This is a genomic window from Phyllobacterium sp. K27 (genome assembly GCF_054796155.1).
Window position 1 is genome coordinate 1,098,357 of sequence record NZ_CM139240.1, and the last position, 13,021, is coordinate 1,111,377.

General features: G+C 54.4%; 7 protein-coding genes. 6 read left to right on the forward strand and 1 reads right to left on the reverse strand.

The window, feature by feature from the left end; all coding sequences use genetic code 11:
* The first annotated feature begins 19 nt into the window (after window positions 1-19).
* The 6 genes from ptsP (at window position 20) to ACYJL1_RS05550 (ending at window position 10,419) form a co-directional block, all read left to right on the forward strand.
* Complete coding sequence (gene ptsP, locus ACYJL1_RS05525; RefSeq protein ID WP_460897412.1) at window positions 20-2,299, forward strand: phosphoenolpyruvate--protein phosphotransferase; 2,280 nt, start codon at window positions 20-22, stop codon at window positions 2,297-2,299.
* Window positions 2,300-2,306: 7 nt separating this feature from the next.
* On the forward strand, window positions 2,307-3,386 hold the full coding sequence (gene prfA, locus ACYJL1_RS05530; RefSeq protein ID WP_460897943.1) for a peptide chain release factor 1: 1,080 nt from the start codon (window positions 2,307-2,309) through the stop codon (window positions 3,384-3,386).
* Window positions 3,373-4,254: a peptide chain release factor N(5)-glutamine methyltransferase gene (prmC, locus tag ACYJL1_RS05535; RefSeq protein WP_460897413.1), complete on the forward strand. Its 882-nt coding sequence runs from the start codon at window positions 3,373-3,375 to the stop codon at window positions 4,252-4,254. The genes prfA and prmC overlap by 14 nt, the downstream gene beginning before the upstream one ends.
* A gap of 291 nt (window positions 4,255-4,545) precedes the next feature.
* Window positions 4,546-5,373 carry a DUF4167 domain-containing protein gene (locus ACYJL1_RS05540; RefSeq protein ID WP_460897414.1) on the forward strand — a complete coding sequence of 276 codons (828 nt, stop codon included), beginning with the start codon at window positions 4,546-4,548 and terminating at the stop codon, window positions 5,371-5,373.
* An 879-nt stretch (window positions 5,374-6,252) separates the two neighbouring features.
* Window positions 6,253-8,865: an ATP-dependent chaperone ClpB gene (clpB, locus tag ACYJL1_RS05545; protein ID WP_460897415.1), complete on the forward strand. Its 2,613-nt coding sequence runs from the start codon at window positions 6,253-6,255 to the stop codon at window positions 8,863-8,865.
* A 162-nt stretch (window positions 8,866-9,027) separates the two neighbouring features.
* Window positions 9,028-10,419 (forward strand): L,D-transpeptidase, encoded by a 1,392-nt coding sequence (locus ACYJL1_RS05550; protein WP_460897416.1) that lies wholly within the window; start codon window positions 9,028-9,030, stop codon window positions 10,417-10,419.
* A gap of 2 nt (window positions 10,420-10,421) precedes the next feature.
* On the opposite strand, the gene ACYJL1_RS05555 is transcribed toward ACYJL1_RS05550, so the two are convergent.
* Window positions 10,422-12,398, reverse strand: coding sequence for a M23 family metallopeptidase (locus tag ACYJL1_RS05555; protein ID WP_460897417.1), 1,977 nt, complete (start codon window positions 12,396-12,398; stop codon window positions 10,422-10,424).
* Window positions 12,399-13,021 lie beyond the last annotated feature (623 nt).

A 13,021-nucleotide genomic window follows, 5' to 3' on the forward strand; every position in this document is an offset into this window, starting at 1 on the left:
AATAAATGCTATGGAGCAAATGGTGCCCACGCGCGAGCAGACAACCGGCCCTCGTGTCATGCTGAAGCGGCTCCGCGAATTGATGGCGGAGGCTCTTGAGCCACAAGAGAGGCTTGACCGCATTGTTCGCGATATCGCGCAGAACATGGTTGCGGAAGTGTGCTCGTTTTACGTGCTGCGCTCCGACGGCGTGCTGGAACTCTATGCAACAGAAGGCCTGAATCCTTCTGCTGTTCATCTGGCGCAATTGCGTCTCGGGCAAGGTCTTGTCGGTACGATTGCTGCGAGCGCGCGTCCTTTGAACCTTACCGATGCGCAGACCCATCCGGCATTCGCCTATCTGCCGGAAACAGGCGAAGAGATTTACAACTCATTCCTCGGTGTACCGATCCTGCGGGCAGGGCGCACGCTCGGCGTTCTCGTCGTCCAGAACAGGACGAAGCGGGTCTACCGCGAGGATGAGATAGAGGCGCTGGAAACCACGGCCATGGTGCTGGCCGAGATGGTCGCAGCGGGAAGTCTTACACGGTTGGCGCGTCCGGGTGTTGAACTCGACATGGGCAAGCCGATGAGCTTTGCCGGCAGTGCGTTTAATGATGGCGTTGGTCTTGGCCATGTTGTGCTGCATGAGCCACGTATCGTCGTGACCAACCTGTTCAATGAAGATATCGACACGGAGATAGACCGGCTTGAAAGCTCGCTGGGGTCATTGCGTGTATCCATTGATGACATGCTGTCACGCCGCGATGTGGCATTTGAAGGCGAGCACCGCGAGGTGCTGGAAGCTTACCGCATGTTTGCCCATGATAATGGCTGGGTGCGGCGTCTGGAAGAAGCGATTCGCAATGGATTGACCGCAGAAGCGGCAGTCGAAAAAGTCCAGAGCGACACTCGTGCGCGCATGATGCATCTGACCGACCCCTATATGCGTGAGCGGCTGAGCGATTTTGATGACCTCGCCAATCGGCTGCTGCGCCAATTGATGGGCCGCGATGTGAAGACCATGGCGGGATCGCTGGCCAAAGATGCGATTATCGTTGCGCGCTCCATGGGCGCTGCCGAGCTCTTGGATTATCCGCGCGAACGCCTGCGGGGTCTCGTTCTGGAAGATGGTGCGGCGACGAGCCATGTGGTGATCGTTGCCCGTGCCATGGGTATTCCCGTTGCCGGACAGGTCAAGGGCGTGGTGTCCATGGCCGAAAACAATGATGCGATCATTGTAGACGGCGATGACGGCAAAGTGCATTTGCGGCCACAGTCCGATGTGGAAGCGGCCTATTCCGAAAAGGTGAAATTCCGCGCCAAGCGTCAGGCGCTTTATCGCGAACTGCGTGACCGCCCGTCGGTAACCAAGGACGGCGTGCCGATCACATTGCTGATGAATGCCGGTCTGCTCGTGGATCTGCCACAACTGGTTGAGGCAGGCGCTGCCGGAATTGGCCTGTTCCGGACCGAATTGCAATTCATGGTTGCATCGACTTTCCCGCGCGCCGAGCAGCAGGAGCGTCTCTATCGCTCTGTGCTTGAGGCAGCGGGCGACAAGCCGGTGACTTTCCGTACGCTTGATATTGGCGGCGACAAGGTGCTGCCCTATTTCCGCAGCGAAACCAAAGAGGAAAATCCGGCGCTGGGCTGGCGAGCCATCCGCCTGACGCTTGACCGTCCGGGCCTGCTGCGCACACAGGTTCGCGCCTTGTTGAAAGCGGCTGGCGGGCGTGAACTGCGCCTCATGCTGCCCATGGTCACTGAAATCGCAGAAGTGCGCAAAGCGAGTGAGTTGATCAATCGTGAGGTGCAGCATCTTTCCCGCTTTGCCCATAATTTGCCGACGCGGGTCAAGATCGGCGCCATGGTGGAAGTGCCTTCCTTGCTGTGGCAGCTTGACGAGCTGATGACAGTTGTCGATTTTGTTTCTGTCGGCTCCAACGATCTGTTCCAGTTCGTCATGGCAGTTGATCGGGGCAATTCGATCATCACCAACCGTTTCGATAATCTTTCCGTACCGTTCCTGCGCGTGCTTCGTCAGATCGTCGAAGCAGGCATTCGCAACAATACGGACGTCACGCTTTGCGGCGAAATGGCTGGCAAGCCGATTTCAGCGCTCGCGCTTCTCGGCCTTGGGTTCCGCTCGATTTCGATGTCGCCCGCTTCCATCGGGCCGATCAAGGCAATGCTCGGTTCGCTTGATGTCAGCGAGCTTGAGACACAACTGACGGATGCAATGAACAATCATGGCGATACCGGCTCGCTGCGCCACGTCCTGACCAAATTTGCAGAGCGGGCAGGCATATCACTGTGAGGCTAATCTGATGTCTATTCCGCAGGATCGCATGGATCAGCTGCTGAAGCGTTTTTCGATGATGGAAACGCAGATGGCGAGCAATCCCGATTCCGAAACCTATGTGAAGCTCGCTTCGGAATATTCCGAGCTTGAGCCGGTCGTCTTCAAAATCCGCGATTTTCTTGCCGCCCGCAGCGAAGCGGCCGATTTACAGGCAATGCTGGACGATGCGTCGACCGACCGCGACATGCGCGAGCTTGCGGAAGCGGAATTGCCGGAAATCGAAGCGCGCATTGAAGAGCTTGAGAAAGATATTCAGGTTCTGCTTTTGCCCAGGGATGTTGCCGATGAGCGCAACGCCATCCTTGAAATTCGTGCGGGCACCGGCGGTTCGGAAGCAGCGCTCTTTGGCGGCGATCTCTTCCGCATGTATGAACGTTATGCATCCGCCAATGGCTGGCGGGTGGAGCTGATCTCGGCCAGCGAGGGTGAAGCTGGCGGTTACAAAGAAGTTATCGCCATGGTTTCTGGCAAGGGCGTGTTCGCCAAGCTGAAATTCGAATCCGGTGTCCACCGTGTTCAGCGTGTTCCGGATACTGAAGCCAGCGGACGTATCCATACGTCAGCGGCAACGGTCGCCGTATTGCCGGAGGCCGAGGAGATCGATATCGATATCCGCCCCGACGATATCCGGATCGATACGATGCGTGCATCGGGTTCGGGTGGACAGCACGTCAATACAACTGACTCGGCCGTGCGCATTACCCATATCCCATCCGGAATTGTCGTCGTGCAGGCGGAAAAGTCACAGCACCAGAATCGTGCCCGCGCCATGCAGGTGCTGCGGTCGCGCCTGTTCGACATGCAACGGCAGAAGGCGGACAGTGAGCGCTCGGAAGCGCGGCGCAGCCAGGTCGGTTCCGGCGACCGTTCCGAGCGCATCCGCACCTATAATTTCCCGCAAGGGCGGGTCACGGATCATCGGATCAACCTGACGCTTTATAAGCTGGACCGCATCATGGAAGGCGATCTGGATGAGTTGATCGGTGCGCTGATTTCCGATTACCAAACGGCTTTGCTGGCACAGATGAATGACGGCTTCTGATCACAGCCATCATTTGATGAACGTTCTGCGGGGCGCACGTGCCTCTCTCGCTGAAGCTGGAATCGAATCCGCGGAGCTTGATGCGCGGCTTTTGCTTGAATGGATTACCGGTTGTGACAGGCTGGAAGTGATCCGCAACCCGAATCGCAAGCTCAGCCAGCGGGAATATGAAGCTCTCAGTGCCGTTCTTGCCCGCCGAATCAATGGTGAATCCGTGCATCGCATTATCGGCAAGCGGGCATTCTTCGGTATTGAGTTAAGCCTTTCCACAGAAACGCTCGAACCACGTCCTGACACGGAAGCGCTGGTGGAACTGGCTTTACCCTTCCTGCAAGAACGCATCTCTGCCCAAAGCGTCGTTGACCTTGTTGACCTTGGGACAGGAACCGGAGCGATTGCCCTTTCGCTGCTCGATCAGTTGCAGCAATTGCGTGCTGTGGGCGTCGATATATCGGTCGATGCACTCGCCACTGCGCGCGACAATGCGGTGCTTTGCGGAACTTCTTCGCGCTTTGCCGCGCTGTTATCCAACTGGTTTTCCGAGCTAACCGGTTCATATGACATGATTATTTCCAATCCGCCCTATATCCGTACAGGTGATATTGCGCAGTTGCAAAGGGAAGTTGTTCTCCATGATCCTGTCCGGGCGCTTGATGGGGGCGCGGATGGGCTGGAACCCTACCGGATCATCGCTGCCGATGCCCGCGGCTATCTGCGTCCGGGGGGCGCTGTCGCTGTCGAAATCGGGGCGGGGCAGCGAGACGAAATCGAGGCCATTTTCCGCATCAAAAATTTCATTCTGAAGGGTGTGAAGCAGGATTTCGGGGGGCATGAACGGGCCCTCTTGTTCACAACAATCGAAAAATAATGAAAAAAGGCTTGGAATTTGCGGCGAAGCCCGCTAGTTTCCAGTTACCGCTCGAAACCGAACAACTCTGGTTCTGCCTATCAAGATAATTGATACGCAAATTTCCGGGGGTTTGATTTCTCCATACTTTTGTTTTGGAGAAATGGTTCTTGGGGTAGCACAAAAGTTTTATGAACTTTGGATGCGATTGAAGCGCGGGGCGCGCTTCAGATCGGCACTTGAGAAGCGAAGCTTTTTGACTCGAAATGTTGAGCAAATGAGCGCCCCCTGATTTTCTGAAAAGAGATAAGTATGAGGCCAGTACAGCAGAATAGGCGCATGCGCGGACGCGGTAACAACAATAACCGCAGCAAAGGTCCTAACCCACTTTCCCGTAACTATGAGAGCAACGGTCCTGACGTAAAAATTCGGGGAAATGCTCAACACGTAGCAGAAAAATACACGACTCTTGCACGTGATGCACAAAGCGCGGGTGATCGCGTTATGGCTGAAAATTATCTTCAGCATGCAGAACACTACAATCGAATCATCATGGCTGCACAGGCTGCGGCACCCGTTCAGTATCAGCGCGACGATCGCGATGATCAGGAACAGGATGACGAAAATAATTATGAAGACGACGGCAACAATACCGGCAATAACGAGCAGGAATTGCAGGAACGCCCTGAACGTCAGGATCGCGCCGAGCGTCAAGAACGACCAGAGCGTCAAGACCGTCAGGAGCGCCAGCCGCGCCATGAAAGGCAGGAGCGCCCGGAACGCCGTGAACGCCCTGAGCGCGTGATGCATCAGCCGATCAATGGCAGTGGTCCTCAACCGGTGATCGAGGGTACACCTGCCGAGGTCGCTTATGATGATGACACTGTCAGCCAGCGTCAGCCACAGGCGCAACCTGCTCAAAGCCAGGAAGTTGAAGCCGTTGCTACTGCTCCGGAAGAAGCTACAGAGGCAAAGCCAGCCACCCGCCGTTCACCGCGTGGTCGCAGACCTGCTCGTCCACGTGTAACTGAAGACAATGCTGCTGCGGCAAGCGCACCAGAAGCGGCGTCCGATCTTTCTCCAGCCAGTATTGTGGCTGAAGTCAAAAAGCGTCGCGCTGCGGTCGAATCTGACGTTTGATCTGATTGAATTGAATGATGCGCCACCCGCAGGGAAATCTGCGGGTGGCGTTTTTTATTGAGCGGCGGTTGGGCTGGTGGATGGTTCGCCCTTCGACTAGCTCAGGATGCTCATTCTGAGAGGGTTTGTTGACTGCATTTGATGTAATGCGTGGTTCGACAAGCTCACCATGAGGAAGATTGGCAAACTGCACAGGTAACCTTCGGCGCTCCAGAATATGGCTCCCTGCAATCAACCCACCTCCCTCATCCTGAGCTTGTCGAAGGGCGCATTTGGTTCGTGCAAATCAGGCTTCCAAAAATAATCTTCCAAAAACTTATCCAACAGCTTTGCAGCTGAATTATTCTGCTCCTGTCCTTCCCGCGGGAAACAGCTTCCGGAGCCGTTCGAAGTTTGGGGAAGGATGGGCGCCTCCGATGGCGGGTTACGGACCCGCCATCCGGGGACGTTCTGTCCAAGGGTTCCCCTGCCGTTACTAGGAACGGCGCGTGCTGGACGAGCACTTTAAGGGGCGAGTAGGTGACGCATGGCGTGTCGCAAATGGCATTCCCCGGCACCGAGGCCTCCCAAGCGGAACGGGCAGAATGCAAAATCGCCGGACGGGCGGTCTTCGGATCGCTTGATTTACTACAAAGATGCGCTTCGATGACCGCCCGTCTTTCCCACCACCTCAATAGCCAGACGCGAAAGCGGGCGTGGCAAGGGAGAGGCATACATGCTAGATTTGAGGCGTCAGAAAAGCAGAAAATCCGGCCTTGTACGCCGGGGATAATATTCCCATATCAGCATCGAGCGAATGGATCTGCCTCGTTGCAGGGGATCCGTCACCAACACGCCAGGCAATGCCGAAATCGGGTTGCTCGGTAAAAGGAGACAAGAATGAACATTGAAAAATATACCGAACGGGTTCGCGGCTTCATTCAGTCCGCGCAAACTTTTGCCCTATCGTCCAACAACCAGCAATTCACGCCAGAGCATCTGTTGAAAGTTCTGGTCGATGACGAAGAGGGTCTTGCTGCATCCTTGATTGAAAGGGCAGGCGGACGAATTGCAGATGTGCGCCTCGGATTGCAGGCGGCACTGGACGCTTTGCCCAAAGTAACTGGCGGCAATGGCCAGCTCTACCTTGCCCAGCCGCTGGCTAAAGTTTTTGCTACAGCCGAAGAAGTGGCGCAGAAAGCGGGCGACAGCTTCGTGACCGTTGAGCGGCTGCTGACGGCCATGGCGATCGAAAAGTCGTCCAAGACCTCTGAAATATTGAGCCGTGCTGGCGTTACGGCTGCGGGCCTCAATGCGGTTATCAATGATATCCGCAAAGGTCGAACCGCAGACTCGGCTTCAGCGGAAAACAGCTATGACGCCTTGAAGAAATATGCGCGCGATCTGACCGCGGATGCGCGGGCAGGCAAACTCGACCCTGTTATTGGCCGCGATGATGAAATTCGCCGGACAATTCAGGTTTTGTCGCGCCGTACCAAGAACAATCCGGTGCTTATCGGTGAACCTGGCGTTGGTAAAACAGCTATCGCCGAGGGACTGGCGCTGCGTATCATCAATGGTGATGTACCTGAATCTCTCAAGGACAAGCAGTTGATGGCCCTTGATATGGGTTCACTGATCGCGGGTGCAAAATATCGCGGTGAATTCGAAGAGCGCCTGAAGGGTGTTCTATCCGAAGTCACGTCCGCAAATGGCGATATCATCCTGTTTATCGATGAGATGCACACGCTTGTTGGCGCCGGTAAAAGCGAAGGTGCGATGGATGCATCGAACCTGCTAAAGCCAGCTCTTGCCCGCGGTGAACTCCATTGCGTTGGCGCCACCACGCTTGATGAGTACCGTAAGCATGTGGAAAAAGATCCGGCCCTTGCCCGGCGCTTCCAGCCCGTCTTCGTGGATGAGCCAACTGTCGAAGATACGATCTCGATTCTTCGCGGCTTGAAGGAAAAATACGAGCAGCATCATAAGGTGCGGATTTCTGATTCGGCACTTGTCGCAGCTGCCACGCTTTCAAATCGCTATATCACGGACCGGTTCTTGCCGGACAAGGCCATCGATCTCATTGACGAGGGCGCTGCGCGTCTTCGCATGCAGGTGGATTCCAAGCCTGAAGAGCTGGATGAAATCGACAGGCGCATTATGCAATTGAAGATTGAACGCGAAGCTTTGAAGGTTGAAACCGACAATGCCTCTCGCGACCGTCTTGAAAGATTGGAAAAAGAGCTTGTCGATCTGGAAGAGCAATCGACCGGAATAACCAATACGTGGCAGGCAGAAAAGCAGAAGCTTGGTCTGGCAGCCGATCTTAAACGTCAGCTCGATGATGCACGCAATGCATTGGCATCGGCACAGCGCAATGGCGAATTCCAGAAGGCCGGTGAGCTTGCCTATGGCACGATTCCGCAGTTGGAAAAACAACTGGCGGAGTCGGAGAAGAATGATGGTTCGACCTCTATGGTCGAGGAGATCGTCACGCCGGATCATATTGCACAGGTTGTTTCCCGCTGGACGGGCATTCCGGTTGACCGGATGCTGGAGGGCGAGCGCGACAAACTGCTTCGCATGGAAGATGAACTCGCCAAGCGGGTAGTCGGACAGGGCGAGGCGGTGCAAGCTGTATCCAGAGCGGTGCGTCGTGCTCGTGCAGGTTTGCAGGATCCGAACAGGCCTATTGGCTCGTTCATTTTCCTCGGACCGACAGGTGTCGGTAAAACAGAACTGACAAAATCGCTGGCTTCTTTCCTGTTTTCCGATGAAACGGCAATGGTTCGTCTCGACATGTCGGAATATATGGAAAAGCACTCGGTGGCTCGTTTGATCGGAGCGCCCCCCGGTTATGTTGGTTATGAAGAAGGTGGGGCTTTGACCGAGGCAGTTCGCCGTCGTCCCTATCAGGTCATTCTTTTCGATGAGATCGAAAAAGCGCATCCTGATGTGTTCAACGTACTGCTTCAGGTTCTCGATGATGGTCGTCTGACCGATGGACAGGGCCGCACAGTCGATTTCCGCAACACGCTGATCATTATGACGTCCAATCTTGGTGCGGAATACCTTGTTTCGCTGGGTGAAGATCAGGATGTTGAAGAAGTGCGCGAGGATGTGATGAATGTGGTCAAAGCCTCGTTCAGACCGGAATTCCTCAACCGCGTGGATGAGGTGATTCTGTTCCACCGTCTGAAGCGCATGGAAATGGGAACCATCGTTGCGATCCAGCTCCAACGTTTGCAGTCCCTTCTTGCGGATCGGAAGATTGTTCTGAAAATCGACGATGAAGCCACGAACTGGCTCGCCGACAAGGGTTACGATCCTGCTTATGGTGCGCGTCCGTTGAAGCGCGTCATCCAAAAGCAGGTACAGGACCCGCTGGCGGAGAAAATTCTCCTCGGCGAAATACTGGATGGTTCGACAGTCAAGATTACGTCCGGATCGGACCGGCTCAATTTCAAGGCTTCGAAAGGGAACCCGGTTATTGAGGGCAATGAAGCCGCATAGCCAGCTTGAGCACGACAACAAAATGGCCGCCACATGGCGGCCATTTTCATGTCTCGTTCATCCGATAAATGCGACGATTATTAATGGCATTAACCATAAAGACATGAAAACGCGTCATTTTATGATTAATGACAGGTTATTAGAGAAATCGGAAACTCAGGAATGACGTTCTATCGCGGTTCGTTGGTGAAGATATTGCTCGCTGCATCAGCGAGCGCATTGGGCGTGGGAATAGCTGCTGCTGGACCTTCCGCGCATGCGGGCAATCAGAAATCCTTTGAAGTCGCTCAATTGTTCGAGCCTCAAGAGCGCCGTCCACGCCGCGAAGCATTCCGCTCCTACTTTGATGAATATGGTCGCCGGGTTACCGTAGATCGCCGTGGCCGGATTGTATCCGTGGAGGAGCCGCAGAACGATCAATATGGTCAGAGCCCGGACTATTTTCCCGAAGCCCCACAAGATCCTTACGATACCGGCGCAATTCCCAATGATCTCTATGGAGGGCCATCATCTGGTCCCTCCGAGCGGGATTATGGAAGTGTTTCCCGTGAGCCTTTGCCGCCCGCCAACAGCGAGCCGGGTTTGCAACCATCCGACCCCAATCTGTTCGATCCCGATTTCCCGTCAGATGGGCTGAGCAATGCACCTCTGGAGCAAATACCGGCTCATCCCAATCCCGCTCCGACTGTAGAGTTGCCAAAGGGGCAGGGCGCCAAGGCGAAGATTGCGGCAATTCAGGTCCTGCTTGACCGGATCGGCGTTTCACCCGGTGTCATCGATGGCCATAAGGGCGGTAATGTGGATAAAGCCGTCTCTGCGTTTGAAGAAATGACAGGACAGCAGTTTGATCCTTTGAATGAAGAGGGAATCAATGCTTCGCTGGAACAAACCGGCGGTCCCGCTTTCACATCCTATACGATCTCGTCGGAGGATGCGGCCTATCCTTATGTGGCTTCCATTCCCGAAGACTATGCTCACAAGGCACAGCTTGAGCGTATGGCGTTTACGTCCGTGACGGAATTGCTGGCAGAACGATTCCATATGGATGAGAACTATCTGAAAGAGATTAATCCCGGAATTGATTTCAATACGCCTGGGGTAATAATTCAGGTTGCCAATACGGGACAGAGTGCTGGTGGAGCCGTAACCAAGATCATTGCCGACAAGGGGCGCAAACAGGTGCGCGGCTATAATGCTGAGGGCAAGCTGGTTGTGGCTTATCCAGCAACAATCGGATCAACAGACACGCCTTCGCCCTCTGGTATCGTTCAAGTTGAGCGCATCGCACTCAATCCCAACTATACGTATAATCCAAAGCTGAACTTCAAGCAGGGCGAAAATGACAAGGTGCTGACGATTCCGCCGGGCCCTAATGGCCCCGTGGGAACGGTTTGGATCGCGCTATCAAAGCCGACTTATGGCATCCATGGAACGCCGGAGCCTTCCAAAATCGGCAAGACAAACAGCCATGGTTGCGTGCGTCTTACCAATTGGGACGCAACCGAACTGTCAAAGCTCGTGCAAAAAGGCGTGACAGTGGAGTTTCAAGAATAGGATCAGCCGCTGGCCGCAACCTTGGTCGGGGGTGTTCCATCGTCCTGGATGAGTTGATCGATTCGCTCGCGTTCACGTTTGAACGCCACAAGATCATCCCCGCGAAGCTCACCGCCACTTGGGAGGCGTATACGCATTGGATCGACTTTCGACCCATTCACGATTACTTCATAATGCAGATGCGGACCGGTCGAGAGCCCGGTTGAACCGACATAGCCGATGACCTGTCCTTGCCGGACTTTGGCGCCAGGTGTCACACCATTCGCTATGGCGTTTTGATGGGAATAGCTGCTTTCATAACCATTGGAATGACGAATCAAGGTCTGATTGCCGTAGCCGTTAGTCCATCCAGCCCGCTCCACAACGCCATTGCCTGATGCAATAATTGCAGTACCGCGCGGCGCCGACCAGTCAACGCCGGTATGCATGCGCGAATAACCCAAAATCGGATGACGTCGCATCCCAAAAGGCGACCGGAAAACACCGTTGGGAACAGGTTTGCGTAGCAGGAACTGTTTAGAGCTCTTGCCATTCTCGTCGTAGTAATCGGTGGTGCCATCATCATTATGGAACCGATAAAACTTTTTCAGATCACCGCCAAAATTAGCCGCTACATAAAGAATTTCAGACTGCTCGTCGGCTTTCTCGGACCCTGTAGGCAAAGAGAATAATGCTTCCAACTGGTCGGTTGGCGATAGCTGAGCCTGAAAATCAACGTCGGAGGCCAGCATTCTAATGAGCTGCTGGATCATCGTGTCGGTCATACCGTATGCCAGCCCTGCTCTATATATGCCATCATAGACCGTTGGCAGATCTTCCGCGCGGCGCATAAGGGGAGGGCTATCGTCAAATGCGACTTGAAGCCCAGGTGTCATTTCCGGTTCGTCTGCAGGAACATATTGCTCACGATCATTGAGAGCGATCGTGAGAATGTGGGTCGAACGATTATAGACGCTGGCACGAATGATCCGGTCGGTGTTATTTTCAGATTCAATACCGAGCCGCAATACGCTTCCCGCTTTCAACCGCGTGGAATTAAGCAGCTTTGAGATCGCGCCGGCCATGCCTGCCGCGTCGCTGCCTTCATAGCCAGCATCGCTGAGTGCAGTGAGTACGTCATTATCTCGCCGGAATGGAATGAGCTCCTCCGAATATCCAGCGCTCACAGCGTCCTCGGCCATTCGAGGCGATACACTGACATTTTCTTGAATAATCTTGACCGCGAGCGGGCTGCGCAGATTGTAGGGGTCCTCGTCCGAGCCAAAGCGCAATGGATCCACATAATGAAGTGAGGCAACCTGAATGGCGCCATCGGAAAGTAGTGCGCCGGTATTTCGGACAACCTCTTCAACCTCATCGACGCTCAGATCGTCAGAGGGATCGTATTGGGCGGTGGCTAACGGAAAGTCCAGGGTTCGCAGGCTGACTTCGCTCTCAACTTTGGCACCATAGATCAAACCGGTTCGCGGAATGGGATCAGTGTTGGCATTCGCTTCGGCAAACACGTTCAACGGGTTGAATGAAGGGTATCTGCGATTGGTATTATGAACATCTGCGAGCGCTATATGAACGAGTTCAAAGGGCATTGTGCGGATAACATCGCGTTCACCCTCTTTAAACATGGTCGATATATCAAGGCGCCTGCGGTCTCGGTTTTTCTGCACAGGCGTGGTTGCTGCCACGCGGGCACCCTTCACCACATCGCTATTATTGGCACTCGGCATTGCGTTGCGCGCCATAAGCTCTGGGGGTGTGGCCAGCTGTTCCCGTCCGTCAAGGGCAGCAAAAAGTGCAACACCGATAAGCATACTTGATGTGATGCCGGTTAAAAACGTGCCCGCAAGCCAACGAGCTGAAACCTCACGCCTATCCGGCGGCCCCCGGCGACCGTCTGTAATCAGCGGAGGCTCATTGCCCGGATCGATTAGAGAATGCCCCTCATACTCATTCATACGATTACGTGTCGAACCTGTCGTCATTTAGAAGATTAAAGGCTTTGCGAGAAGATCAGCGTATTGGCCATCTGGCCTTGCCTGGTATTTTCATTCGGTCGCAGTTTTGCCCCCGTAAGATCGCTGTGTCAACGCAATGCGTCCTTAACTCCCATTGTATGGATCACTGCCATGCCGTGAAGGAGCGCTATGGGGCAAATCGGGCATGTTTGTGACCTTGGTGTTTATCCACAAGGTCAGACGTACTCCTGGCCTATAATGTGTGCCGAAGCCAGATTCATAGGCTTTGTCATATTTTTCATAATAACTTCAAAATCGGTGTTGACAGTTTTGTTATGTGGGGTCTATATACCGACACAACGAGGGCGGGGCGCCGCTGGCGGTTGCCGAATGCGCCCATAAGCTAGGCGGCTTTAGAGCTGCGATCGTTGACGGAATTAGAGAGAAGTGATTGAGTTTCTCTTTGGCGGATTGGGCTTTATTGCCTGGTTTGTTTTGGTTTTTTGACGGTTGGGTTTGTCCTGATTGTTGGTTTACCTGGTCTGGCTTTTGCTGGATTGATATTTGGGCGGTGATTGTGATCATGGCCGGTTCTTTGACAATTGCATACAGAAGAAAGAGAAACGTGGGCGGCAGGGTCGTGCGGAACT

Coding starts and splice junctions, on each gene's coding strand:
- clpB (WP_460897415.1), top strand. CDS start 6,253: ATGAACATTGAAAAATATACCGAACGGGTTCGCGGCTTCATTCAGTCC.
- ACYJL1_RS05555 (WP_460897417.1), bottom strand. CDS start 12,398: ATGACGACAGGTTCGACACGTAATCGTATGAATGAGTATGAGGGGCAT.
- prmC (WP_460897413.1), top strand. CDS start 3,373: ATGACGGCTTCTGATCACAGCCATCATTTGATGAACGTTCTGCGGGGC.
- ptsP (WP_460897412.1), top strand. CDS start 20: ATGGTGCCCACGCGCGAGCAGACAACCGGCCCTCGTGTCATGCTGAAG.
- ACYJL1_RS05550 (WP_460897416.1), top strand. CDS start 9,028: ATGACGTTCTATCGCGGTTCGTTGGTGAAGATATTGCTCGCTGCATCA.
- ACYJL1_RS05540 (WP_460897414.1), top strand. CDS start 4,546: ATGAGGCCAGTACAGCAGAATAGGCGCATGCGCGGACGCGGTAACAAC.